At 65.9% G+C, this 23,710-nt stretch carries 22 protein-coding genes; 6 read left to right on the top strand and 16 right to left on the bottom strand.

Annotation, left to right across the window (positions count from 1 at the left end; all coding sequences use genetic code 11):
- Positions 1 to 443 precede the first annotated feature (443 nt).
- From HV793_RS04260 to HV793_RS04305, 10 genes are all read right to left on the bottom strand, one after another.
- Complete coding sequence (locus tag HV793_RS04260) at positions 444 to 3,020, bottom strand: sensor domain-containing protein (RefSeq protein ID WP_054459221.1); 2,577 nt, start codon at positions 3,018 to 3,020, stop codon at positions 444 to 446.
- Between the two features lie 35 nt (positions 3,021 to 3,055).
- Positions 3,056 to 3,856 carry a biofilm regulation diguanylate cyclase SiaD gene (gene siaD, locus HV793_RS04265; protein WP_054459223.1) on the bottom strand — a complete coding sequence of 267 codons (801 nt, stop codon included), beginning with the start codon at positions 3,854 to 3,856 and terminating at the stop codon, positions 3,056 to 3,058.
- Complete coding sequence (gene siaC / locus HV793_RS04270) at positions 3,853 to 4,230, bottom strand: biofilm regulation phosphoprotein SiaC (RefSeq protein ID WP_054459225.1); 378 nt, start codon at positions 4,228 to 4,230, stop codon at positions 3,853 to 3,855. The genes siaD and siaC overlap by 4 nt, the downstream gene beginning before the upstream one ends.
- A 36-nt stretch (positions 4,231 to 4,266) precedes the next feature.
- Positions 4,267 to 4,806, bottom strand: a complete 540-nt coding sequence (gene siaB / locus HV793_RS04275) for a biofilm regulation protein kinase SiaB (RefSeq protein WP_054459227.1) — start codon at positions 4,804 to 4,806, stop codon at positions 4,267 to 4,269.
- A gap of 23 nt (positions 4,807 to 4,829) precedes the next feature.
- Entirely contained in the window at positions 4,830 to 6,812 is a 1,983-nt protein-coding gene (gene siaA / locus HV793_RS04280; RefSeq protein ID WP_199728345.1) for a biofilm regulation protein phosphatase SiaA, read from the bottom strand.
- Positions 6,813 to 7,120: 308 nt separating this feature from the next.
- Positions 7,121 to 7,825, bottom strand: a complete 705-nt coding sequence (locus tag HV793_RS04285) for an ABC transporter ATP-binding protein (protein ID WP_175159935.1) — start codon at positions 7,823 to 7,825, stop codon at positions 7,121 to 7,123.
- A complete protein-coding gene (locus HV793_RS04290; RefSeq protein WP_175212735.1) occupies positions 7,825 to 8,592 on the bottom strand; it encodes an ABC transporter ATP-binding protein in 768 nt (255 codons plus the stop codon). Before HV793_RS04290 ends, HV793_RS04285 begins: the two co-directional genes overlap by 1 nt.
- On the bottom strand, positions 8,589 to 9,554 hold the full coding sequence (locus tag HV793_RS04295; RefSeq protein WP_054459232.1) for a branched-chain amino acid ABC transporter permease: 966 nt from the start codon (positions 9,552 to 9,554) through the stop codon (positions 8,589 to 8,591). The genes HV793_RS04290 and HV793_RS04295 overlap by 4 nt, the downstream gene beginning before the upstream one ends.
- A gap of 2 nt (positions 9,555 to 9,556) precedes the next feature.
- Positions 9,557 to 10,477, bottom strand: coding sequence for a branched-chain amino acid ABC transporter permease (locus tag HV793_RS04300; protein WP_013391329.1), 921 nt, complete (start codon positions 10,475 to 10,477; stop codon positions 9,557 to 9,559).
- A gap of 207 nt (positions 10,478 to 10,684) precedes the next feature.
- Positions 10,685 to 11,848 carry an ABC transporter substrate-binding protein gene (locus tag HV793_RS04305; RefSeq protein WP_054459234.1) on the bottom strand — a complete coding sequence of 388 codons (1,164 nt, stop codon included), beginning with the start codon at positions 11,846 to 11,848 and terminating at the stop codon, positions 10,685 to 10,687.
- 359 nt (positions 11,849 to 12,207) lie between these two features.
- Between HV793_RS04305 and HV793_RS04310 the strand changes: the two genes are divergently transcribed.
- From HV793_RS04310 to HV793_RS04330, 5 genes are all read left to right on the top strand, one after another.
- Entirely contained in the window at positions 12,208 to 12,702 is a 495-nt protein-coding gene (locus HV793_RS04310; RefSeq protein WP_175212736.1) for a MarR family winged helix-turn-helix transcriptional regulator, read from the top strand.
- Positions 12,703 to 12,752: 50 nt separating this feature from the next.
- Complete coding sequence (locus HV793_RS04315) at positions 12,753 to 13,775, top strand: hypothetical protein (protein WP_175212737.1); 1,023 nt, start codon at positions 12,753 to 12,755, stop codon at positions 13,773 to 13,775.
- A gap of 99 nt (positions 13,776 to 13,874) precedes the next feature.
- Positions 13,875 to 15,101: a bifunctional glutamate N-acetyltransferase/amino-acid acetyltransferase ArgJ gene (gene argJ, locus HV793_RS04320; RefSeq protein WP_054459243.1), complete on the top strand. Its 1,227-nt coding sequence runs from the start codon at positions 13,875 to 13,877 to the stop codon at positions 15,099 to 15,101.
- A gap of 24 nt (positions 15,102 to 15,125) precedes the next feature.
- Positions 15,126 to 15,992, top strand: coding sequence for an ATP-binding protein (locus tag HV793_RS04325; protein ID WP_054459246.1), 867 nt, complete (start codon positions 15,126 to 15,128; stop codon positions 15,990 to 15,992).
- A complete protein-coding gene (locus HV793_RS04330; RefSeq protein WP_175159722.1) occupies positions 15,985 to 16,947 on the top strand; it encodes a Nudix family hydrolase in 963 nt (320 codons plus the stop codon). Before HV793_RS04325 ends, HV793_RS04330 begins: the two co-directional genes overlap by 8 nt.
- A gap of 99 nt (positions 16,948 to 17,046) precedes the next feature.
- On the opposite strand, the gene HV793_RS04335 is transcribed toward HV793_RS04330, so the two are convergent.
- Positions 17,047 to 18,240: a low temperature requirement protein A gene (locus tag HV793_RS04335; protein ID WP_054459250.1), complete on the bottom strand. Its 1,194-nt coding sequence runs from the start codon at positions 18,238 to 18,240 to the stop codon at positions 17,047 to 17,049.
- A gap of 496 nt (positions 18,241 to 18,736) precedes the next feature.
- Here HV793_RS04335 and vapC point away from each other — a divergent pair, with 496 nt between their 5' ends.
- Positions 18,737 to 19,147 carry a type II toxin-antitoxin system tRNA(fMet)-specific endonuclease VapC gene (gene vapC, locus HV793_RS04340; RefSeq protein ID WP_119451847.1) on the top strand — a complete coding sequence of 137 codons (411 nt, stop codon included), beginning with the start codon at positions 18,737 to 18,739 and terminating at the stop codon, positions 19,145 to 19,147.
- A gap of 135 nt (positions 19,148 to 19,282) precedes the next feature.
- Here the strand turns inward: vapC and HV793_RS04345 are convergent, their stop codons facing one another.
- From HV793_RS04345 to HV793_RS04365, 5 genes are all read right to left on the bottom strand, one after another.
- The gene (locus HV793_RS04345) at positions 19,283 to 20,023 is read right to left on the bottom strand and encodes a branched-chain amino acid ABC transporter ATP-binding protein (RefSeq protein WP_054459254.1); all 741 of its coding nucleotides are present in this window, start codon (positions 20,021 to 20,023) and stop codon (positions 19,283 to 19,285) included.
- A gap of 1 nt (position 20,024) precedes the next feature.
- Positions 20,025 to 20,732, bottom strand: a complete 708-nt coding sequence (locus tag HV793_RS04350; protein ID WP_054459256.1) for an ABC transporter ATP-binding protein — start codon at positions 20,730 to 20,732, stop codon at positions 20,025 to 20,027.
- A 14-nt stretch (positions 20,733 to 20,746) separates the two neighbouring features.
- Positions 20,747 to 21,628: a branched-chain amino acid ABC transporter permease gene (locus HV793_RS04355; RefSeq protein WP_054459258.1), complete on the bottom strand. Its 882-nt coding sequence runs from the start codon at positions 21,626 to 21,628 to the stop codon at positions 20,747 to 20,749.
- A gap of 9 nt (positions 21,629 to 21,637) precedes the next feature.
- Entirely contained in the window at positions 21,638 to 22,630 is a 993-nt protein-coding gene (locus HV793_RS04360) for a branched-chain amino acid ABC transporter permease (RefSeq protein WP_175180458.1), read from the bottom strand.
- Between the two features lie 89 nt (positions 22,631 to 22,719).
- Complete coding sequence (locus HV793_RS04365; RefSeq protein WP_054459262.1) at positions 22,720 to 23,604, bottom strand: LysR family transcriptional regulator; 885 nt, start codon at positions 23,602 to 23,604, stop codon at positions 22,720 to 22,722.
- Positions 23,605 to 23,710: the final 106 nt, after the last annotated feature.

A 23,710-nucleotide genomic window follows, 5' to 3' on the forward strand; every position in this document is an offset into this window, starting at 1 on the left:
CACGGCAGCCCGTGGCGCCAAGCGCGCAGCGCCTGCGACAGCAACCGCGACCGCAGTCACAGTCGCAGTCGCAATACCAAGCGTATGCCCCAGGTCGGCCGCCCGCGCGGCCGACCTGGGGCGGGCCCCGCAAGATCTTCCACCATCCGCCACCGGCGCCAAGAACGCCAAGCAAACCACCCGCCCCAACACCCGTAAAGATTCAACCAGCCGAGCCAGTCGCTTCGGCGGCCTGGCGTGCGCGGGGCGTCGATAAGCCCGAGGGAATCGGAAGGGAAGGCCGAAGGCCTGGACGACGATGACGAAGGGGAAGTCCGGAGCGAACGCTCCGGACCGCAATCGTTGCCCCGCGCACGCCAGGCCGCCGAAGCGACTGGCGCCTTAAGAACCAACGGAAGCCACAGAAACCACAGAAGCGGCGAAAGCAGCAGCAGCCAAAGAACCTACGGCCGCCCCCGCAGCCACTCCTCAAGATCAGCAGCCGGCAACGGCGGCGAAAACAAAAACCCCTGCCCCGCAGCACACCCCTGCTCGATCAAAAACCGCCGCTGCTCTTCGTTCTCGACGCCTTCAGCCACCACAGGCAGGCTCAGGCTCTCGCCGATACGAATCACAGCGCTGGTCAACGCCCGAGCCGCGTCATCGCTCTCCAGCCCCTGCACGAAACTGCGATCCAGCTTCAGTTCATCCACGATCAGTCGCCGCAAATGCCCCAGGCTGGAATAGCCAGTCCCGAAATCGTCCATAGACAACCGCACCCCCAAGCGATGCAGCTCCGCGATCGTCCGCAACGTACCCGCCGTCGCATCCAGCACCACGCCTTCCGTGATCTCCAGCATCAGATCCGCCGCCGCCAGCCCGAACTCGGCCAGCGTCGCCTCGATCAACCGCGGCAGATTCAGATTGTGGAAATTCGTCGCCGACAGGTTCACCGACACCGACGGCACCCGCAGGCCCTTCGCCCGCCAGACCGCCAACTGCGAACAAGCCTCGTGCACCGCCCAGTCGCCCAGGTCGCCGATCAACCCGCATTCCTCGGCCAGCGGCACAAAGCGCGCCGGCGAGATATCGCCCAGCGTCGGATGACGCCAGCGCGCCAACGCCTCGACCCCGTACAGCTGACCGTTCTTCAACCCCACCTGCGGTTGATAGTGCAACCGCAAAGCCTTCGCCTCCAGCGCATCGCGCAAGGCGGCCTCCAGCGCCAGGCGCTCCTGCGCCTGCCGGTTCATCTCGGCGCTGAAGAAAGAGATGCGGTTGCGCCCCGCCGTCTTGGCCTGGTACATCGCCATGTCGGCATGGCGCAGCAGCGTATCCATGTCGCGCCCGTTCTCCGGGAACACGCTGATGCCGATGCTGACCGAGGGATTGAGCGTGATGCCGCCCACCGAGAACGGCTGAGCCAAGGCGACCAGCACATGCTCCGCCGCCGTCGTCAGTCGACCGTGCTCAAAGTCCGGCATCAGCATCACGAACTCGTCGCCCGACAAGCGGCCCACGATGTCGGTCGCGCGCGCCAGGCGGCGCAAGCGCTGCGCCACGTCGCGCAGCAACGCATCGCCTATGGGATGGCCCAGCGTATCGTTGACCTGCTTGAAGCGATCCAGGTCCAGGAACAGAATGGCGACACGCTTGCGCTCGGGTTCAGCGCGCGCGATGGCCTGCTCGGCCTGCGCCAGCAGCAGGTTGCGGTTGGGCAAGCCGGTCAGTTCGTCATAGAACGCCAACTGGCGGATACGCGCGCGGGCCTCCTCGCGCTCCAGCGCCAGCGCGCACAAGTACACGCACACGTCCACCAGCCGGTGATGGAAATCGTCGGGCAGACGCCGCTCCCGGAAATAAAAACCGAAGGTGCCTATGACCCGGCCATCGCTGGACTTGATCGGCGACGACCAGCAGGCCTTCACGTCGTCCGGCAGCGGCAGGTGGCGATAGTCGTCCCACAGCGGATCGGTGGAGATGTCCGGCACGATCACCGGCCGGCCCAGGAAGGCAGAGGTACCGCAAGCGCCCGCCTGCGGCCCGATGGCCACGCCGTCCAAAGCGTCGGTGTAGGCTTGCGGCAGGCTGGGCGCGGCCAGCGGCCGCAGCAGCCCGGCATCGTCCACCCGCAGGACGCTGGCCGCGACTTCGGGCGCCAGACGTTCGACCTCGCGGCACACCATGTTCATGACCTCGACCACCGAGGCCTCATTGACCATGGCTTGCAGCACGCGGCGCTGCAAGACTTCGTGCACCTTGGTGGGCGTGATGTCCGTCAGCACGTCCACGATATTGACCAGGGCGCCGCGTTCGTCGAACACGGAGTTGGCCATCACCGACACCCACAGCGGGCGGCCGGCGCGATCGTAGACCAGCACGTCCTTGTGGTAGCCCTCGCGGCAGGCGATGCGGCGGCCCAGCTCTTCGCGCGTGCCGCCGTCCGGCCTGCCGCCGGCCAGCAGTTCGCCCAGCTCCTGGTTGACGGCGTCGCCGCGGGAAAAGCCCAGCATGCGCTGGAAGCCGTCGTTCACGTAGAGGATGCGGCCGTCCTTGCCCGACACCGCGACGGCATTGCCGGTTTCGTTGATGCCCAGCAACAGGAGCCGGATCTCTTCCTGGCGGTCGGCATCCGCGATGGATTTGCGGGAGATGACGGAAATGCGTACGACATCGCCGGCTTCGCCGGCGATGGGCATGTAGGTGGCTTCGATCCAGACGAAGCCGCCGTCCTTCTTGCGATAGCGGCAGGTGCCGGTGAAGTGCTTGCCGCCCAGCAGCCTGGCCCAGACCTGCTCGCCGCCGACGATGCCCTTGCCTTCGTCCATGCTGTCGCAAAGCATGTCATGGCGCAGCTCCAGGGCCTCTTCGCGGGCATGGCCGACCAGGGCGAGAAAATTCGCGTTGGCGTTCAACAAGGAGCCAGCCGGATCAAAATCGAACAGCAGCAGCGCCCGATCCATGGACGCCAGATAAGTGGCGGAGTGCCACGCGGCGCCTTGAGGGCGCTCGTCGGTAACGCCTGGATAAGAATCAAGCATATGGGGCTCCATGCCGGATAACAGCTGATCCGGTTTCATCTGCGCTTCGGAAACCCGAGTTCGACGCGGTCGCGTCCGTCCTGCTTGGCCAGGTACAAGGCCTGGTCCGCACGGCTGAGCGTTTCAGAGAAGGTTTCTCCCAACTGGTGATATGCCATGCCTATGCTGACCGTCAATCTCAACACGCCATCCCCCACCGTGATTGCCAAGGCGCGCACCGCGCCAACCAGCCGGTCCATGACGCGCTGGGCGTCCTCGGGCTGGGTGCTGGGCAGCAGCACCAGGAATTCCTCGCCGCCCCAGCGGCCGCATAGATCGTATTCGCGCAAGTTGTCGCCCAACGCGCCGGCCAGCTCGACCAGCGCGCGGTCGCCTGTTTCATGGCCATAGCGGTCGTTGACCGACTTGAAATGATCCACGTCCAGCATCGCCACCACGAAGGTCGATCCGCCGCGAGACACGCGCAAGACCTCCTGCTTGATCATTTCCATCAAGGCGCGCCGGTTCAAGAGGCCGGTCAAGGGATCGCGGTTGGAGGTTTCCTGCAATGCGGAGTTCAGGTCCCGCATCATGTTCTGGTAGTGGTCCGAGATGCGCGCGATGCGGGTCAGCCGGCGCAGTTGCCGGTCGAAACGGTCGCACAGGCCCAGCTCGCGTTCGTGCGCCATGCTCTGGTAGGCGTCCGACAGTTGGGTCACGCGCTCGATGCGCGCCATCTGTTCGGCCGTATGCCGCCAGAGCGCGTCCAGCGCTTCATGCAACGGATGGCCCTGATAGACCGGATCCGCCAGCAATTCGGCGATGCGCTTGTCCAGCTGGGCGGCGTCGGATTTCATTGGCGGCCGACAACGGAAAAGGGAAACGTGCAGTCTTCCTTGAATTCCTCGGCCAGTTCGCCGACGCGCTCATTGCGCATGTCGTAGAACCATGTGACGCTGACCTCGCGGCCCTTGTTGTGGGCAGCCTCCAGCAGATCGAAGATGTCCATGACGGACTTGATGCTGCTGGTGTTCAGGTAGAGCAGTTCCAGCTCCAGCTTCAGGGGCGCGGCGCTGCTCAGCAGATAGGCTTCGACCCATTCGATGACGGGACCGAACAGCTCGAAGGAATTCTCGGGATAGGAGTCGCCGCGCATCGCCAGCACGCCGGCAGCGGTGTCGGCGGTGATGGCGGGCGTGGACTGGGTCCCGGGAATGTTCAAATCGTTCATTAGTTGCTCCAAATATATTCTTGGCCCGGCACGCCTTCAGATCACGACGCTCAGGCTGAAGAAGGCCTGCCCGGGCGCTGCGGCGGGCGTCAGGCTGGCCTCCAGCGGCGCGCCAGCGCGGCGGGCGATATCGATCAGCCCCAGGCCGGCGCCCGAGGCGACGCCCTGGGCGCGCGGCTTGTGCAGCTGCGCCTTGTACTCGGCCTTCAGCGCCGCCTTGTCCAGCGCGGCCAGTTCCTGGATGCGGGCGACCAGCGCCTCGCCGTCCTCCGCCTTGACCAGGTTGCCCGCCGACACCACGTAGCGGCTTTCATCGCGGCGGCCGATCACCACGGTGGCCGAGGCGTCCAGGTCGTCATGCAGCGCGGCGTACTGGCGGATGTTCTGGATCATCTCGATGTAGACGGAGAAAACGTCCATGGCCTCGGCCGGCCGCGCGTGCTCCGCGTTCAGATAGTTCTTGAGCGCATTGCCGATTTCCTCGATCAGGCTGCGGGAAGTCGGTCCGTTGAAGCACAACAGAGTGCGATTCTGGTTGAACCGTTCGCCCAATGCGTAAAGATCGGAGGCATTCATGGGGGTAACCGCCCTGATAACGTTTATTCGAAACGGAACGACAGCAAGGTGATGTCATCACGCTGCGGCCGCCCGCCTTGGTACTCTGCCAGCGCCTGGGTAAAGGCGGCCGCCTGTTCGGTTAACGGCCGGCGCGCGTGCGTCTTGAGCATTTCCGCGAACCGGGTATTGCCAAAGCCAAAGCCGTGTTCGCCTCCCGCCTGGTCCAGGAACCCGTCCGTGACCAGGTAGTAGGTCCAGCCGGACTCCATCCGCAGTTCGATGTTTTCGTAGGTCTCGGTGCGCTTGTCGCCCAGCGCCCGCTTGCCGCCGGGCACCTCGCGCAGTTCCTCGCCGTTGCTCGCGTACAGGCTGATCTTGGCGCCCGCATAGCGCAACCGGCCGCCCTGGCGGTCAATATAAACCAGGGCCGCATCCGTGTTCGTGGCCAGCGCACGGGGCAATTGCGCGTCGGCAAGCATGGCGCGGATGGCGTTGTCGGTGCGGGTCAGGATGGCGGCGGGGTCGGCCGGGCCGGCCTCGGTGATCGCCAGATCTATGGCGGCGCGGGCCAGCATGGTCATCAATGCGCCGGGCACGCCGTGGCCGGCGCAATCCATGATGCCCAGCAGGCAGTTGGCGCCGTCGGAGCGGAATACGTAGAAGTCGCCGCCCACCACGTCGCGCGGCTTCCACAGCACGAAATGGTGCGCGCCCAGGGACTGGGTAAGCTGGCGATCCGGCAGAATGGCGCGCTGGATCAGGCTGGCGTAATCGATGGAGTCGTCGATTTTCTTGTGCGCGGCGGCCATGGCGCGATTGGCGTCCTCGAGTTCGGAGGTGCGCTCGCGCACCTTGGTTTCGAGTTCAGCCGTGTGCTGGCGCACCTTGTCCGCCATCACGCCGAAGGCGCGGCTGAGGTCGCCGATTTCGTCCTGGCCGCCCGGAGGCAGGCGCACGTCGTAGCTGCCGTCGGCGATGGCGCGCGCCGACTGCTGCAGGCGGCGCAAGGGGCGCAGCATCAGGCGCTCGATGGCGTAGCCGAAGCACAGCAACATGGCCGCGAACAGCACCACCAGGCCGATCGCCGCGGGCCAGAGCCAATCCGTGTCCAGTACCCGGGCCGCGCCCAGGTCCACCACCGTCAGCACGTGCCAATGCAGTTCCGGCATGTAGGCTACGGACACCAGCTGCCGGATGCCGTCCATCTTGACCCAGGCGGATTGCACCGACTGCGGGTCGGTCCGCGCCGCCTTCATGGCCGCGGCCAGCTCGGCGCGGCCTTCGCCGCCGTCCAGCAGGTTGAACACCGTGCCACGGGCAGCGCCGCCCGCGCCCGAGTTGTAGGCAATGAGCGAGGCGTCCATGTGGGCCTGGATCGCGCCTTCCTCGTCGACGATGATGGGCGTGACCCCGGGCTGGCCGCTGTTGACGAATTCACGCAGGAATCCGCCTACGTCCAGACCGGAACCGGTCAGGCCGATGACCCGGTCGCCGTCGCGTACCTGGACGTTGATCCAGACCTTGGTGGTCTTGAGCTTCAGGTCCGGGTTGACGTTGATGTTGTATTTGGCGGGCGACGCCAGCGTCAGGTAGAACCAGGCGTCGTCGGCCGCGCTTTTGCTCAGCGTGTAGCGCGGCGTCTCGGACAGGGGCTGGTCGTCGTTGAAGTAATAATTGCCTGAGGCGGCGCTGGCGATGAAGTAGGCGCGTCCCAGCAGATCGCGGCGGTAGCCGTCGGCTTCGCGAAAGAACAGCTCGCGCGCGGCCGGATCGCTTTCGTGCCGCAGCCAGCGGCGAGTGACCTCGCTATCCGCCAACCGCTGCGACAGGGCCAGTTCACGGGACACCGGCGCCAGGATGCGCTGGCGGTTCAATTGCGTGAAGTTGTCGGAGAAAGCCCGTCCGAAGTGCTCCCTGACCCCGTCCAGCACCTGCCAGCCGATCAGGGCCGCCGGCGCCAGGGCAACCAGGCACGCCAGCAACAGCGCCATCAACGATTTTCTGCGCAAACCCCATTTCGCCATGCAAAGTCTTCCTTACTGCCTGATAAGACGTAACGTGCGTGAAGGGGACGCATGGGCAGACTTTCGTTGTGTAACGATGTTTCGCCGCGCGCTTGCCCCGCTTGTCCAGCCATGAGCCTGTTGCAGGCGTACCCTCGAGGCACGTCCGGCGCGACAAGTGTAGAGAACAGTGGATCCAATTGAAACAGGAGCAAACGCTTGTAAGACGCTCGGGCGTCCTAAGTTGCACTACTGCAATGTAAATATCGATTTATTGCTTTTTATTTCACGACCAGCAGCGTTTGCCTGTTTACATTGCAGCTTTCTTGCTACACGCCCAGATAGCGTTCCCAGAGGCCGCGATCCGCGTCCAGGGCCTGGGAGTCCCCCGTCCAGACGACCTTGCCGCGCTCCAGGATCACGTGGCGGTCCGCCAGGCTCAGCAGCCGTTCGACGTATTTGTCGATGACCAGGATGGTCTGCCCGGCCTGGCGCAGGCGCGCCAGGCAATTCCAGATTTCCTCGCGGATCTTGGGCGCCAGGCCTTCGGTGGCCTCGTCCAGGATCAGCAGCCGCGGATTGGTGACCAGCGCCCGGCCGATGGCCAGCATCTGCTGCTCGCCACCCGAGAGCTGATTGCCCATGTTTCGGGCGCGTTCGTGCAGGCGCGGAAACAATTCAAAGACGCGCTCGGGCGTCCAGGGTTCGCCGATGTCCGGGTTGCGGGAGGCGACGAAGGCTGTCAGGTGTTCGCGCACCGTCAGATTCGGGAAGCACTGCCGCCCTTCCGGCACGATGGCCATGCCGACCCGCGCGATGCGGTCCGGACTCCAGCCGCTGATGTCCTGGCCCGCGAACTGGATCTTGCCGCCGCGCAGGGGCAACTGGCCGAACAAGGTGCGCAGCAGCGTGGTCTTGCCCATGCCATTGCGGCCCAGCAAGGTCACGACCTGGCCCGCGCCGATTTGCAGGTCCACGCCGAACAGCACCTGGCTGGCGCCGTAACCGCTCTTGGCGGATTCGATGGTCAGCATCATGCGGTCTCCTCGTCGCCCAGGTAGGCTTGCCGCACTTCCGGGTTGGCGCGGATTTCGTCGGGGGTGCCGGTCGCGATGACGCGACCGTAGACCAGCACCGACAGGCGGTCGGCCAGGCGGAACACCGCCTGCATGTCGTGTTCGACCAGCAGCATGGCGGCTCGGCCCCGCATGGATTCGATCAATTCGGTCAGGCGCACGGTTTCGTCGGGCCCCATGCCCGCCATGGGTTCGTCCAGCAGCAGGACGGCAGGCCGTGCGGCCAGGGCCAGCGCGAATTCGACCTTGCGCTGTTCGCCGTGCGGCAGGGTGCCGGCCGGGCGTTCCAGCAGGCTGGCGTCGATGGCGCATTCCCGGGCCAGCTCGCGCGCCTGCTCGTACAGGGTTGATTCAGCGGCGCGCGGCTTCCAGAAGCGGAAGCTGCTGCCGGCATGCGCCTGCACCGCCAGCACCAGGTTGTCCAGCACGGAGGATTGCTTGAAGATATTGGTGATCTGGTACGACCGCGACAGCCCGGCAGCCACTCGCTGATGGGCGTTCATGCTGGTGACGTCGCGTCCGCCTACCGTCAGCTTGCCCGAGTCAGCCGTCAACGTGCCGGACAGCAGATGGATCAGCGTCGACTTGCCCGCGCCATTGGGGCCGATGAGGGCATGGATCTCGCCCGGGTTCAGGGACAGCGACACATTGTCGGTGGCGACCAGCGCGCCGAAGCGGCGCACCAGTCCCGTGGCCTGCAGGGCCGGCGTTACAGCTGCGTTCATGATCCCGCCTTGCCGGATTGGGTGGCAGCGGCGCGGCCGCTGAACAAGGGGCCGAACAGCCCGACCAGACCGCGCGGCGCGCCGAACACCACGCACAGCAGCAGCACGCCCAGGGGCAGGTGCCAATATTCGGTCCACAGGCGCAGCACTTCCTCCAGGGTCAGCATGACCACGGCGCCCGCCACGCCGCCATAGCGCAGGCCGATGCCGCCCACCAGCACCATAATCAGCAGGTTGGCCGACTGGGTCCAGTGCATCAGGCTGGGCGAGATGAAGAGATTATGGTTGGCCAGCAGCGCGCCCGCCAGGCCGGCCACCGCGCCGCTCAGCGTGAAGGCCATCAGCTTGATGCGATAGACCGGATAACCCATGGATTCCATGCGCGATTCGTTTTCGCGTATGCCTTGCAGGGCGGTGCCAAAGCGCGAGGTCACCACGCGGCCGAACACCCACATGATCAGCGCGAACAGCGCCAGCACCAGGTAATAGAAGCTGACGTCATTGGCCAGGTCGATGCCCGGCAGGCTGGAGTAGCCCGGCAGGTTCAGCCCGTCCTCGCCGCCGTACTGCCGCAGCGAGATGAAGATGTAGAACAGCATCTGCGCGAAGGCCAGCGTGATCATGATGAAGTACACGCCGCGGGTGCGCAGCGAAATCGCCCCCGTGATGCAGGCCAGCACCGCCGCCAGCAGCATGGCCACGGGCCAGACGATCAGGGCGGACGTCACGCCCGACATGGCCAGGATGCCGACCGCGTACGCGCCCGCGCCGAAGAACGCCGCGTGTCCCAGCGCCACCATGCCGCCATAGCCCAGGATCAGGTTCAGGCTGGTCGCGGCCAGCGCATAGATCAGCACGCGCCGCACGAAGGAAATGTAAAAGTCCAGGCCCAACGCCGGCGCGACCAGGGGGAATACGGCCAGCGCGGCCAGCAGGACCACGGTCCAGATCATGGATTTCATGCTCAACCCCGCGCCGGAAACAAGCCGGAGGGCCGGAACACCAGCACTGCCGCCATCAATACATAAATGGCGATGGCGGCCAGCGTCGGTCCGACGCTGGAGGCCACGGCCGGGGAAAAGACCTGGCGCAGCAGCATGGGCAGGAAGGCCCGCCCCGCCGTATCCACCATGCCCACCAACAGCGCGCCGACAAAGGCGCCGCGAATCGATCCGATGCCGCCGATCACGATGCATACCAGCACCAGGATCAGGATTTCCTCGCCCATGCCCACCTGTACCGACGTGATCGGGCCGAGCAAGGCGCCGGCCACGGCGGCCAGCATGGCGCCCAGCACGAACACGCCCAGGAACAGCAGCGGCACGCGCACGCCCATCAGGGTGGCCATCTGGCGGTTGGACGCCCCTGCCCGCACCAGCACGCCCGCACGGGTGCGCGTCACGAACCAGTACAGGCCAGCGGCGGCGGCCACACCGAACACGATGATCATCAGGCGGTAGGCGGGATAGAGCAGATCGGGCAGCAGCCGGACCGGGCCGGACAGCGCGGCCGGCATGTTCAGCATGACGGGGGCCGGCCCCCAGATCATCTTGACCAGATCGTTGGCGATGAGGATGACGGCATAGGTGCCCAGCACCTGGGCCAGGTGGTCGCGCAGCGCCAGGCGGCGGATCAGCGTGAGTTCCAGCACCACGCCGACGATGCCGGTGGCGACTGCCGCCACCAGGACGGCAGCGGTGAATGAACCTGTGCGCTGCATGGTTTCGGCGGCGACATAGGCGCCGGCCATGTAGAGCGAGCCGTGAGCCAGATTCATGATGTCCATGATGCCGAACACCAGGGTCAGCCCGGCCGCGATCAGAAACAACATCAACCCAAACTGCAGACCGTTCAGCAATTGCTCGACGATCAGCGTAAACGTCATGAAGACTTCCCCCTGCCGCGAAGTGCCGATGGCCTGGTTCGCGGCCTAATCAATAGAGCCATCTGATTGCGCATCGCGTCCGCGCACCAGGCACGGCGCATGCAGCGGTGTCACCCGACCCGGATGCCGCGGAGCCGGCTTCGCCGGTCCGCAGGCATGCCCCCTTGAGGGGGAAGCGCGCAGCGCTTCGGGGGTGGGTCTTTCCCTCTACAGCTTACATTCGCCGACGTAGACGTCCTGGTACTTGTCGAACACCTTGCCCACCAGCTTGTTGGTAATGCGGCCGCTGCCGTCCTTGTCGACGACACGCAGGTAATAAGACTGGATGGGATAGTGGTTCTTGCCGTAAGTGAAGCTGCCGCGCACCGAGGGGTAGTCGGCTTTTTCAAGCGCGCGCACGATGGCTTCGCGGTCGGAGGCCTTGCCGCCGGCCTGCTTGACGGCAGCGTCCATGGCCATGATCACGTCGTAGGCCTGGGCAGCGTACACCGAGGGGTAGCGGCCGTTGTATTCCTTGCGGAAGGCTTCGACGAAGGCCTTGTTCTGCGGCACGTCCAGGTCATGCGCCCACTGCGCCGTGTTGTACATGCCCAGCATGGGTTCGCCCACGGCCTGGATCACGTCCTCGTCGGCCGAGAAGCCCGGGCCGATCAGCTTGACGCTTTGCGACAGGCCGGTCGAGACGAACTGCTTGACGAAGTTGATGCCCATGCCGCCCGGCAGGAAGATATAGACGGCGTCCGGCTTGGCGGCGCGGATCTGCGCCAATTCTGCGGCGTAGTCGATCTGGCCGAGCTTGGTGTAGACCTCGTCGCCCGGGGCGGTCTTGTAGCCGCGCTTGAAGCCGTTGAGCGCATCCTTGCCGGCCGGATAGTCCGGGGCCATGATGAACATCTTCTTGAAGCCGCGATCCGCCGCAACCTTGCCGGCCGCTTCGTGGAAGGCGTCGTTCTGGTAGGACGTGCCGAACCAGTACGCATTGCACTGCGCGCCGGCAAACTGGCTGGGGCCGGGGTTGTTCGACAGGTACGGCACCTTGGCCGCGAACAGCGCGGGGCCCACGGCCAGCGCCACGTTCGAGCCGATGGGGCCGGTGAAGAAATCGACCTTGTCGCGCTGGATGTAGCGCGTCACCAGTTGGCGGGCCTGGTCGGGGTTGCCGCCCATGTCGGTCTGCACGAATTCGGCGGGCTGCCCGCCCAGCTTGCTGCCCAGTTGCTTGATGGCCAGGTTGAAGCCGTCGCGGGCTTCGGCGCCCAGGGCGGAGAACGGACCGGAGATGTCGTTGGCGATGCCGACCTTGATGGTGTCGGCGCCGGCCAGTGCCGGCACCAGGGCGGCGGCGGCCAGAAGGGAAGTGATCAAACGCATGGTGGTGTGCTCCGTGCGCGAGCCCGCGCAGAGGGTGTTCTTTTTTGAAATCGCGATTCGAAAAACTTCGTGCAGCACAGCCAAGGCTGGCGTGCTTCATAGTTTAGGTTTAAAGTATTCGGCAAAACAAGTCTAGGGTTTTTACCAAAGGGTTTTTACTAATAAGCTACCGCCATGGTTACCCTCCACCCAAACTATGAACGCGCCGTGCCGGATACCCGGCGCGACGTTCGCGCGACAGTACCCGACATCCCGCCGATACTCAAGAAGCGCGCCGCCGGCAACGCCGCGGCCCGCCTGACGATCCTCGATCGACAGCATCTGGCGCCCGCCCCTCATTCCCGGTAATTTCCATAGCCATGACCGACACCCCCGACCTGGAATCCCGCGCAGCGCCCGACGATCACCATGCGCTGCGCCTGTGGCTGCGCATGCTGACCTGCGCCAATCTCGTCGAGAGCGAGATCCGCAGCCGCCTGCGCAACGAGTTCGACACGACCTTGCCGCGCTTTGACCTGATGGCGCAATTGCAGCGCGCGCCCAAGGGCATGAAGATGGGCGAACTGTCGCGCCACATGATGGTCACCAACGGCAATATCACCGGCATCACCGACCAGCTCGAAAAAGAAGGCCTGGTGGTGCGCACCAAGGTCGAATCCGACCGCCGCAGCTCGCTCATCAAACTTACGCCGCTGGGCAAGAAGAGCTTCTCCCGCATGGCCCGCGCCCACGAATCCTGGGTCAAGTCCATGTTCGGCGACCTGCCCGAAAGCACCCGCAACGCGCTGTTCCAGGCCCTGGGCGAACTCAAGCTGCAAGTGGTGGCGACCTGCTCCGAATCCGCCAAGAACTGAACGCCCGCAGGCGCCCATGTCCGCCTGCGGATTGGCGCATAATTGCCGCCATGATTCCGGTTTCTCTTCCTGGCGGTAATTTCTACGTGCTGATGGCAGCTTCGCTGGCCTGCCTGGCCACGCTGCTGACCTGGCTGGCCGTGCTGGCCACCACCTCCAGCGCCCGGGAATGGCTTGGCGGCCACCGGCGCGGCGGCGCCGTCCTGATGGCCCTGCTCGCCATCGTCGGCGCCATCTTTCCCTATCAGCAGTTCAGCCTGTGGTTTTCGGCCCGGCAAAGCGCCCAGGCCGACGCCGACCGCAAGACCGTGCTGGCCCAGTCCACCCAATTGGCGGGAGTGGAGATGCCGGCCGGCACCGTGCTCAGCCTGGCCAAGCCAGGCGATCTGGCATCGTTCGATCTCGCCGTCTTCCCCGAAAGCAACCCCGCCTCCATCCAGGGCGTCGCGGCCACGCGCATGTTCCGCTACCCGGCCAGCAGCAAGCAGGCCGAGACCCTGTCGGTGGAGATCGCGCGCGACCAGGCGCAGGACGGCTGGCTGTGCGCGCATGGGCACCGCCTTGAATTCGTGCTGCACGATGGCCGCCCGCGCTTTGCCAGTTGCCATCTGGCCATCGGCAATACTCTGAACCAGCAGCCCGTGCCGCCCGGCGCCTGGCTGAAGGTCATCAATGGCGGCAGCGCCGCCGACGCGCCGCGCTGGCTGCTGCGCACCGAAGGCAGCGAGGCGCTGGAGGTGGGGCGCATGCCCATGCTGAAGGTGGACATGCAGCTGGACAGCCAGCGCCGCATGCTGGATTTCGAAGGCCTGCTGGCGCGCGAGACCGTACTGGGCGACATGACCTACCAGCCCGGCACCCGGGTGCTGGCCGCCAACCCCCGCCTGCCCGGCGCCCAGCCCGGCGACCTGCTGTTCTCGCCGTCGCGCGGACGTTCGGCGCGGCGCGCGGGCGGCGAGGACGTGCCGGCGGGCAAGTCGGTGCTGCAGTCCCCGGACGGCGCCGTGCGCAGCGTGCTGGGCAACCGCGAGGCCGGCGTGCTGGACGTCGCGGCCATGCGGATCGGCCCCTGACCGGACGCTGTCCCAATCCGGTGGGATAATACGAAGCTTTCCCCCGCGCGCCGCCTCGCCTGGCGGCGATTCCGTCCTGCTCATACATGAGACGAAGTCATGGCCGTTAATCTGCAGATCCCCTCCGAGTCCGAAATTTTTCCTGTTGCCGGCGTTGAAATCGGCGTTACCGAGGCCGGCATCCGCAAAGCCAACCGACGCGACCTGACCGTGTTCCGCTTCGCGCAGGGCACCAGCGTGGCCGGCGTGTTCACGCGCAACCGCTTCTGCGCCGCGCCGGTGCAGGTCTGCCAGGCCCACCTGGCCGCCGGCGGCCCGATCAGCGCGCTGGTCATCAACACCGGCAACGCCAACGCCGGCACCGGCGAAGAAGGCCTGCAAAAAGCCAAGGACACCTGCGCCGCGCTCGGCAAGCTGCTGGGCGTACCCGCGGCCGAAGTCCTGCCCTTCTCCACCGGCGTCATCCTGGAGCCGCTGCCGCTGGACCGCCTGGTGGCCGGCCTGCCCGCCGCCATCGCCGACCTGGGCGCCGACCACTGGTTCAGCGCCGCCCACGGCATCATGACGACCGACACCCTGCCGAAGATCTCGTCCGCCAAGGTGCAGATCGACGGCAAGACCGTCACCTTCACCGGTATCAGCAAGGGCGCCGGCATGATCCGGCCCAACATGGCCACCATGCTGAGCTTCCTGGCGACCGACGCCGGCATCGCCCAACCGCTGCTGTCCAAGCTGGCCGGCGAAATCGCCGACGCCTCGTTCAACCGCATCACGGTCGACGGCGACACCTCGACCAACGACTCCTTCATCATCGCCGCCACCGGCAAGTCGGGCGTCGAAGTGAACGCCGAATCCGATCCGGCCTACGCCGCCGTGCGCGCAGCCCTGACGGCCGCCGCGCTGGAACTGGCGACCAAGATCGTGCGCGACGCCGAAGGCGCCACCAAGTTCATGACCATCCGCGTCGAAGAGGCCGGCACCACCGAGGAAGCGCTGAAGGTGGCGTACGCCGTCGCCCACTCGCCGCTGGTCAAGACCGCCTTCTTCGCCTCGGACCCCAACCTGGGCCGCATCCTGGCCGCAGTGGGCTACGCCGGGATCGACGACCTGGACGTGTCCAACATCCGCCTGTGGCTGGACGATGTGCTGGTGGCCAAGGACGGCGGCCGTAACCCCGCCTACCAGGAAGCCGACGGCCAGCGCGTGATGAAGCAGGCCGAGATCCAGGTGCGCATCGCCCTGGGCCGCGGCCAGGTCAGCGACACGGTCTACACCTGCGACTTCTCGCACGAATACGTGTCGATCAACGCCGACTACCGCTCCTGATCCGAAACTTCCGGGACTTCAGACGTGACCGCAACCGAGTTCTCCACCCTTATCCAGCGCGCCGAGCGCGTGCTGGCGCAGCTGGAAGCCTGGCTTCCGCCCGCAACGCCCGAAATCGACTGGACCGCCCACGCCTACCGCTGGCGCAAGCGCGGCGCGCGTGGTTGGCTGGACGCCGTACGCCACGTCGCGCGCATCGACATGGCGGACCTGCAGCACATCGAGCGCCAGAAGGGCATCATCGATCGCAACACCCTGCAGTTCCTGGAAAAGAAGCCGGCCAACAACGTGCTCATGACCGGCGCCCGCGGCACTGGCAAGAGTTCGCTGGTCAAGGCCATGCTGGCCGCCTATGGCGACCGCGGGCTGCGCCTGATCGAAGTGGACAAGTCCGACCTCGGCGACCTGGCCGACATCGTCGAGCTGGTCGCCTCCCGTCCCGAACGCTTCATCGTGTTCTGCGACGACCTGTCGTTCGAGGAAGGCGAGGCCGGCTACAAGGCGCTGAAGTCGGTGCTGGACGGGTCGGTGTCGGCCTCGGGCGACAACGTGCTGATCTATGCAACGTCCAACCGGCGCCACCTGATGCCGGAATACATGAGCGAGAACCTGGCGGCCAAGCATCAGCCCGACGGCGAGATCCACCCCGGCGAAACCGTCGAGGAAAAGATCTCGCTGTCCGAACGCTTCGGCCTGTGGCTGTCGTTCTACCCCTTCAAGCAGGACGACTACCTGGACATCGTCTACCACTGGCTGCGCGAGCTGGGCTGCCCGGAAGCGCAGATCGAACCCTCGCGCACCGAGGCGCTGCAATGGACGATCGAGCGCGGCTCGCGTTCTGGCCGCGTGGCGTACCAGTTCGCGCGCGACTGGGCAGCCCGTCATGTCTGAAAAGATCGTCGACGTCGCCGCCGGCCTGATCCTGCGTCCGGACGGCATGCTGCTGCTGGGACAGCGCCCCGAAGGCAAGCCCTGGGCGGGCTGGTGGGAGCTGCCCGGCGGCAAGCTCGAACCCGGCGAAACCGTGCTGGAAGCCCTGGCGCGCGAACTGCAGGAAGAAATCGGCATCCGCGTCACGCAGTCGCGCCCCTGGGTCACCTACGTGCATGCCTACCCCCACACCACGGTGCGCCTGGCGTTCTGCCACGTCACCGGCTGGGAGGGCGAACCGCGCAGCCTGGAAAACCAGCGCCTGGAATGGGTCGCCCCTGCGCAGGCCGCATCGGTGGGCGATCTGTTGCCCGCCACCCTGCCCCCGCTGCGCTGGCTGCAGTTGCCCACGTCCTACGGCATCAGCTCCGTGGGTTCGCGTGCCGGCGTGGCCGCTTTCCTGGGCCGTCTGGAAGCGGCGCTGGCGCGCGGCGTCAAGCTGGTGCAGCTGCGCGAACCGCAATGGCCGGACGGCGTGGCCTCGCCTTCGCTGCATGAAGTGCTGCAACAGGTGCAGAAGCGCTGCCGCGCCGCGGGCGCCCGGCTGCTGGTCAACAGCGTCCATCCCGCCGCCTGGTGGCGCGAGGCCGACGGCGTGCATCTGCGCGCGGCCGATGCCGCCAAGCTCACGGCGCGCCCTGAACTCCCCGCGGGCGCGCTGGTCGGCGTGTCGGCCCACGACAACGCCCAGGTCGTCCACGCACGCGAACTCGGCGCCGACTTCGCGGTACTGGGTCCCGTGCTGGACACGCCCAGCCACCCCGGCGCGGCGACGCTGGGTTGGGAAGGCTTCGTCGCGGGCAATCGCGACGCCGGCATCCCGGTGTTCGCGCTGGGCGGCCAGTCCACCCAGACCGTATCGCAGGCGCTGCGCCACGGCGCGCACGGCATTGCAGGGATACGCGGCCTGATCTGAGCCGCGCGGCGGCTTTGCTGAAAGCCGCCGCCTGCCAGCTCCACGGGGGCATCCAACGGCTCCCTCTGGGGCAGCCCTCCGGCCCTCACGGGATTGACGCTACTCCGCGATTCCTTGCGGAACGCCGGCATGCGCCCTGCGCCGCGACACGCTCTCCCACGCCGCCACCAGAATCATGATCAACGTGGTCAAACCGCCCACCATGAGGTTGTCGGTCACAAAGGCCACGGGCGCCAGCACGGCCAGCAGCACCAGCCCCACTACGTGCGACAGCGGGAAGCGGCCGTAGACCACTGTCTTGTAAATGCCGTTGCCCGCCAGGTATAGCGCCGGGCCACCGATCAGCGCGGCGGCCGCCGGCATGGCGATGCGCCCGTCCGGATGCAATATGACGAGTTCGTTGGCCACGGCGGACACGATCACGCCGGCGATCAGGATGACGTGCACATAGTGGAACCAGGCGCCGATGCGGCCTGGATCGTCGCTATGCACGATGGCCTCGCTGCCGTCACGGCTGCTGGTGTCGAAGTACACCCACCACATGGCGGCCGTGCCCAGGAAAGCCGCCAGCAACGCGATCAGCGCGGGCGCGTTCCAGCGCTCCAGGCCTGCCAGCGTGGCGCCGGTGATGAGCAGGGTTTCGCCCAGCGCCACGATGACGAACAGCTGGCAGCGCTCGGCCAGGTGGCCGCCCTCGATCGTCCATTCGCTGGTCGCGGAACGCCCCAGGCCGGGAAACCGAAAGCCGATCATGGGCGACAGATACTCGCAGGCCACCGCCAGCGCCCACAGCGCCAGCCGCGTGCCGTCCTGGGACAGTCCGCCCGCAATCCACAAGACCGCCGACACGCACAGCCACGCCAGCATGCGGCGGAAGTTGGGCGCCAGCGGATGCGCAGGCCCCAGGTGCAGCACGATGAATAGCGTGCGTCCCACCTGGATCAGCGCGTAGCTGACGGCGAACACCAGCCCCGTGGCGCCGAACGCGCCCGGCAGGGCGGCGCCAAAGACCAGGCCGGCCAGCATCACGGCGAACAGCATGATGCGCATGGGCACGGCGTCGGGATCGAACCAATTCGTGACCCAGCAGGTGTATTGCCAACCCAGCCAGACGGCGAACCACAGCACCAGGGAGTGGAGCGCGCCCAACAAGGTCAGATCATGCAGCAGACCGTGGGAGATCTGGGTGACCGCGAAGACGTACACCAGATCGAAGAACAGCTCGACGAAAGTGACGCGGGCTTCGTGCCCGTCGCGGCGGCGCAGCAGGTTGGCGCTTGCGAGAAAGGTCATGGCGTGGGCCTCGCCTTGGGGATGATGGCGCAGCCAGATTAGCGCAAGGCGGGTCGTGCCGGATCGTCAAAAAATGCAAAGCCCGGCGGGCGTGGCGGCGATGCCACGGGCCGGATCTGCGCGGCCTTGCCGCCACCCGCAACAGCACGGAACCCAGCCGAAGCCGCACTAGGCTCGCAGCGACCTGCGGTAAGCCGTCATAGGCGGGAGACATGCGGCGCGCTATAAAAGGCGGGCGCCATACATCAGTCGAGGAGAGCGCCATGAAATCAGAATCCATCTATAAAACTTCCCATGGCCGCCCAGCAGGCCGGCGCAAAACCGCCGCCCGGCCAGCCAGTCCGGCACTGGGGTACATCGTCGCCATCAACCAACGGCAAACGCCGGCGCCCGCACCCGCCGACAGGTCCTGGGACTCCTGGTTCGCAGGCGAGTCCGTCACTGCCGACTTTCTCAACGACCGCGATCAACCCGTGGACAGGGCAGGAGGCCGCTCATGCCGCTGAAGTTCGTGCTGGACACGAATACCTGCATCTTTGCCATCAAGAACAAGCCCGACGCAGTGCAGCAGGCGTTCAACCGACGGCAGGGCCAGTTATGTATCAGCGCGATCACCGCCATGGAGCTCGCTTATGGCGCGGAAAAGTCCGCCGCCCCCACCCGCAATCACGCCGTGGTCGACGGCTTCCTGAAGCGCCTGGAAGTGCTCGACTATGACCATGACGCGGCAGCAGATTCCGGTCAGCTTCGCGCGGAACTGGCGCGCGCCGGAACGCCCATCGGCCCCTACGACGCCATGATCGCCGGCCACACCCGCTCGCGCGGCCTGGTACTTGTTACGAACAACACGCGTGAATTTTCCCGCGTGCCCGGGTTGCGGCTGGACGATTGGACGCTGAAACACTGAGCCTGGGTGTCCGTCGCCCCGCTGTCGTGCCCCTGTCGTATCGCTGCGCCGTCCTATCGGCTACCTTGGTGACTCCGAACCAATGGAAAAAGCGCCAGGTCGAAAAGCGGCTGGGGCGACCGCTCTGACCCGCAGTCAATCAATCTTGTAATCCATCCAGGACGCAACCATCTCGCGCAACCCGCCGCCGTCGTCGAAGGCTTCGCGCCCGCCCTCGGCCTTGTTGCGGCCCAGTTCCAGGATGTACATATAGTCGGACACCTCGGCGCAGCGGCGCACGTTCTGGTCCACCAGCACCACCGTCATGCCCTCGTCGGCAAAGCCGCGGATTAGCGTGTAGATCTCCTTGGAGATCTTGGGCGCCAGCATGGCGGTGGGCTCGTCCAGCAGAATGACGGACGGCTCGATCAACAAGGCCCGCCCGAACTCCACGAAACGCTGCTGTCCGCCGCTCATGCTGGAGACGGGGTCGTCGCGCTTCTGCGCCAGGATCGGGAAGCGGTCATAGACGGAGTCGATGCGCTGGCGCACGCGAGCCTTGTCCTTGCGGAACGGCCAGCAGCCCAGCAGCAGGTTGTCGTGCACCGACAATTCGCCAAACAGGCTGCGGTGCTGCGGCACGAAGGCCACGCCGTTGCTGGCGCGCTCGTGCGAGGGCTGGGCGCTGATGTCCGCGCCGCGCAGCGTGATACGGCCGGTGCGCGGCGGCAGGAAGCCGAACATGGTCTTCAACACCGTGGACTTGCCGGCGCCATTGGGGCCGATGACGCCCGTCACCTTGCCCGCGCGCGCCTGGATGTTGACGTGGTTCAGGATGGTGATGTCGCCGTGGTAGGCCACGGTCACGTCTTCCAGCGCGAGTATCGACGTGCTCATGTCAGGCTCCCAGATAGGCTTCGACCACGCGGGGGTCGGCGCGCACTTGCTCGGCGTTGCCCTGGCTCAGGATGGCGCCTTCGTTCATGACGATGATGTGGTGGGACAGCTGGTAGATCGAGGTCAGGTCGTGCGACACCAGCACCACCGAGCAGTCGTGCTCGCCCGGCAGTTCGCGGATGACCGAGATCAGCAGTTGCGCCAGCGCCGGATTGACGCCCGCGAAAGGCTCGTCCAGCAACACCACCTTGGGTCGCGCCACCATGATGCGCGCCAGTTCCACCAGCTTCTGCTGTCCGCCGGACAGCTCCTCGGCGTAGTTGTGGCGCAGCCGGTGCAGCTCTACCTTGTGCAGCCAGTATTCGGATTGGGCGTAACGCTCGTCGGCGCTGCGGCCGGTCTGCTGCTGCGCGACCTCCAGATTGTCCAGCAGGGTCAGCTGCCGGAAGATGCGCGGCACCTGGAAGGTGCGGCCCACGCCCAGCCGCGCGACTTCGTGGATCTGCTTGCCGGCGATGTTCTGGCCGTCGAGCTCGATACGGCCCTCGTCCGGCGTGTAGATGCCGTTGATGCAGTTGAGCATGGTGGTCTTGCCTGACCCGTTCATGCCGATGACGCCCAGGATGGAGCCGCGCGGCACGTCCAGGTCCACGCCCTGCAAGGCGACCAGCCCGCCGAAGCGCTTCTTGAGATTGCTGACTTTCAACATGTGTCCGGCTCCTGTTAGCGCAGCGCCTGGCGGCCGAAGAGTCCGCTGGGCCGGATGAAGATGGTGGCGACCATGAGCGCAAAGCCGCAGATGGTGGCAATGGAAGGATTGAAGAACACCACCGAGACTTGCTCCGTGACGCCGAACAGCAGCGCGCCGACCAGGGCGCCCACCGGATGGCCCAGCCCGCCCAGCACGATGACGATGAAGCCGATCAGCGTGTAGTCGTTGCCCATGAACGGCGAGAACGCTGGAAACACCATCGCCACCAGCACGCCGCTGGCGGCGGCCAGGCCGATGCCCAGGCCGAAGGCCACGGCCGACAGGCGTTCGGCGTTGATGCCCACGATGCGCACCGCGTCGCGGTTCATGATGATGGCGCGCAGCGCCTTGCCCAGCTGGCTGCGGTACAGGAACACCGTCAGCGCTCCGATGATGGCCAGGGCGATCACCAGCGCCAGGAGGCGCACGGTCGGGATCAGCACCGGCCCGAATTTCAGGAACACGGGCTCGATCTCATAGGGCAACGAACGCGCGTCGGCGTCGAACACCAGCAGCATGATGGCGCCCAGCATGATGGACACGCCGAACATCAGCAGCAGCGAGCTGATCTCGGGATCGTCCGCCTTGGACAAGCGCGGAATCAGCACGAAGTACAGCAAGTAGCCCGCCAGGAAGAATGCGGCGAAGGCCAGCGGCAGCGCCACCAGCGGATTGATGCCGGCGTACTCCATCAGATAGAAGGCGAAGTACGCGCCCAGCACCAGGAATTCGCCGTGCGCGAAGTTGACCACGCGCAGCACGCCGAAGATCACGTTCAGCCCCACGCCGATCAGGCCGTAGATGGCGCCCAGGATCAGGCCGTTGATCAGCCCTTGGATAATCAGTCCGGTCATGGCGGTTCCTCAGGCGATGTAGCGGCGCAGTTGCGGCTTGCGTTTGATCAGGCTGCCGACGATGCCGCGCGGCAGGAACAGCATCAGCAGCACGATGATCAGGCCCAGCAGCAGCAGGTTCACCACCGGGAATTTCTGCCAGATCATGTGGTCGATGCCCAGTAGCGCCAGCGTGCCGACGACTGGTCCGAGGATGGTGCCGAAGCCGCCCGCCATCGCGTAGATGATGCTCTTGGCGGTGATCAGCACGTGGAAGGCGTACTCCGGATCCACCACGTTCGTGTACCAGGCCTCGATGCCGCCAGCCAGCGCCGGGAACAGCGCGGCCAGCAGCCAGGCCTTGAGGCGGGTGTTGGGCACGTGGATGCCGACGCAGGCGGCCGCGCCGTCGTCGTCGCGAATGGCCTTGAGCGCGCGGCCCAGGCTGGACACCGACAGCCAGGTGACGGTGGCAAGGGTGGCGCCCATCACCGCCAGCATGGCGTAGTAGCTATGCGTGGGGTTGTTGGCATTGGACAGGATGATGCCCATGCTGCCGCCGGTGAAGGACTGCGGCAGGTTGGAGATGATCAGCTTGACGATGGTGGCCAGCGCCAGACTCACGATGCCGAAGTACACCCCGCGCAAGCGCAGCGTGGGCGCCAGCAGCAGCGCGATCGCCACGCCCACGCCGCCCGCCGCCAGCAGCGACGGCAGGATGGGCCAGCCCAGGATCTTGTAGCAAATGCCGGTGGCGTACGAACCCACGCCGTAGAACACCACGTAGCCGAACGGCAGATAGCCGGTGAAGCCGACGCAGATGTTCATGGCGCTGGCCATGGTGATCCACAACATCAGGTAGAACGCGAACGAGATGTTCGACGTGGCCATCGGAATCAGAGCCAGGCCCGCGGCCAGGCCGGCAAAGACGATGATGGCGATGCGGGTGCGCAACCGCACTGCGCGCTGATCCTGCGCGCGATGCGAGGCGGCGCCCGCCGCCAGGACGGGACTGCTGCTCATATGTCTTCCTCCGGGCCGTTTCCGGGTTGGACGGCCGCTTTATTTGGAGGCGATTATGAACAGTTCAAACCATAACTGCAAGTTAAGGACTAACCCTTATTTTCGGCAGGAAAGGCCTCGACAAGCACCCCGCGCAGCTCCTTGATGAACTCCAGGGCGATGGCCGAGGGCTCGCGGTTGCTTGCATAGACGGCCGAGATATTCAGGGGAATGCGCTCGGCCAGCGGCACGATGACCACGTCCGGCATGGTGTTCTGCATGACCGTGAACTCATCCACGATGGCAATGCCTACCCCGGCATTCACCAGGGCGCAGGCCAGCTGGCTCCATGGCACGTCGGCGCACATGCGGCACGGCAGGCCCGCCTGCTCGAAGGCGCCCAGCACCAGCATGCCAAAGGGCATGCGCGTGCCCACCACGATGTGCGGATGCGGCGACAGATCGGCCAGGCTCACCTCGGCACGAGCTGCCAGCGGATGCGCCTTGGGTATGGCGGCCACCATCTTCCCCACATGCAACGGCTGGGACGTCAGGAAAGGGTGGTCTGCCTGCATCACCACCAAGCCCAGCTCGGCCTCGCCCTGCAACACGTCGGTGATCAGCGTGGGCAGCGCCGTCGTGTTCAGGCGCAACAGCAGCTCGGGATGGCGCTGCTGGAAACGCGCCACGGCGCGCGGCACCAGGAACTGAGCCAGGCTGGGAATCGACGCCAACCGCAGCACCCCCGTGCCGTGCTCCGCCAGCGCGTCGGCCAGATCGTTGACGCGCTGCATCATGCGCTGCGTTTTCTCGATTTCCTCAAACAGGCTCTGCACTTGCGAGGTCGGCCTGAGCTTGCCGCGAACCCGCTCGAAGAGCGTCACCCCCATGGCTTTTTCCGTATGCGCCAGCATCCGGCTGACCGCCGGCTGGGAAATATTCAGCAGCCGCGCGGCGCCGCTGATGGACCCGGCCATGACGATGGCCCACAACATTTCGGTCTGTCGGTAATTCAATTTATTCAAGGCGTGCGCTCCATGCCTATTTGTTATACGCTATCTCGCATGTTGAGCAAACATTGCTCAACATATGGCCTGTGTC

It is taken from the genome of Achromobacter aegrifaciens (genome assembly GCF_902859965.1).
GTDB lineage: Bacteria > Pseudomonadota > Gammaproteobacteria > Burkholderiales > Burkholderiaceae_B > Achromobacter > Achromobacter aegrifaciens.

Excerpts from the sequence above, each read along its gene's own strand:
- HV793_RS04260 (WP_054459221.1), bottom strand. The coding sequence starts at position 3,020 with ATGCTTGATTCTTATCCAGGCGTTACCGACGAGCGCCCTCAAGGCGCC.
- siaD (WP_054459223.1), bottom strand. The coding sequence starts at position 3,856 with ATGAAATCCGACGCCGCCCAGCTGGACAAGCGCATCGCCGAATTGCTG.
- siaC (WP_054459225.1), bottom strand. The coding sequence starts at position 4,230 with ATGAACGATTTGAACATTCCCGGGACCCAGTCCACGCCCGCCATCACC.
- siaB (WP_054459227.1), bottom strand. The coding sequence starts at position 4,806 with ATGAATGCCTCCGATCTTTACGCATTGGGCGAACGGTTCAACCAGAAT.
- siaA (WP_199728345.1), bottom strand. The coding sequence starts at position 6,812 with ATGGCGAAATGGGGTTTGCGCAGAAAATCGTTGATGGCGCTGTTGCTG.
- HV793_RS04285 (WP_175159935.1), bottom strand. The coding sequence starts at position 7,825 with ATGCTGACCATCGAATCCGCCAAGAGCGGTTACGGCGCCAGCCAGGTG.
- HV793_RS04290 (WP_175212735.1), bottom strand. The coding sequence starts at position 8,592 with ATGAACGCAGCTGTAACGCCGGCCCTGCAGGCCACGGGACTGGTGCGC.
- HV793_RS04295 (WP_054459232.1), bottom strand. The coding sequence starts at position 9,554 with ATGAAATCCATGATCTGGACCGTGGTCCTGCTGGCCGCGCTGGCCGTA.
- HV793_RS04300 (WP_013391329.1), bottom strand. The coding sequence starts at position 10,477 with ATGACGTTTACGCTGATCGTCGAGCAATTGCTGAACGGTCTGCAGTTT.
- HV793_RS04305 (WP_054459234.1), bottom strand. The coding sequence starts at position 11,848 with ATGCGTTTGATCACTTCCCTTCTGGCCGCCGCCGCCCTGGTGCCGGCA.
- HV793_RS04310 (WP_175212736.1), top strand. The coding sequence starts at position 12,208 with ATGACCGACACCCCCGACCTGGAATCCCGCGCAGCGCCCGACGATCAC.
- HV793_RS04315 (WP_175212737.1), top strand. The coding sequence starts at position 12,753 with ATGATTCCGGTTTCTCTTCCTGGCGGTAATTTCTACGTGCTGATGGCA.
- argJ (WP_054459243.1), top strand. The coding sequence starts at position 13,875 with ATGGCCGTTAATCTGCAGATCCCCTCCGAGTCCGAAATTTTTCCTGTT.
- HV793_RS04330 (WP_175159722.1), top strand. The coding sequence starts at position 15,985 with ATGTCTGAAAAGATCGTCGACGTCGCCGCCGGCCTGATCCTGCGTCCG.
- HV793_RS04335 (WP_054459250.1), bottom strand. The coding sequence starts at position 18,240 with ATGACCTTTCTCGCAAGCGCCAACCTGCTGCGCCGCCGCGACGGGCAC.
- vapC (WP_119451847.1), top strand. The coding sequence starts at position 18,737 with ATGCCGCTGAAGTTCGTGCTGGACACGAATACCTGCATCTTTGCCATC.
- HV793_RS04345 (WP_054459254.1), bottom strand. The coding sequence starts at position 20,023 with ATGAGCACGTCGATACTCGCGCTGGAAGACGTGACCGTGGCCTACCAC.
- HV793_RS04350 (WP_054459256.1), bottom strand. The coding sequence starts at position 20,732 with ATGTTGAAAGTCAGCAATCTCAAGAAGCGCTTCGGCGGGCTGGTCGCC.
- HV793_RS04355 (WP_054459258.1), bottom strand. The coding sequence starts at position 21,628 with ATGACCGGACTGATTATCCAAGGGCTGATCAACGGCCTGATCCTGGGC.
- HV793_RS04360 (WP_175180458.1), bottom strand. The coding sequence starts at position 22,630 with ATGAGCAGCAGTCCCGTCCTGGCGGCGGGCGCCGCCTCGCATCGCGCG.
- HV793_RS04365 (WP_054459262.1), bottom strand. The coding sequence starts at position 23,604 with ATGTTGTGGGCCATCGTCATGGCCGGGTCCATCAGCGGCGCCGCGCGG.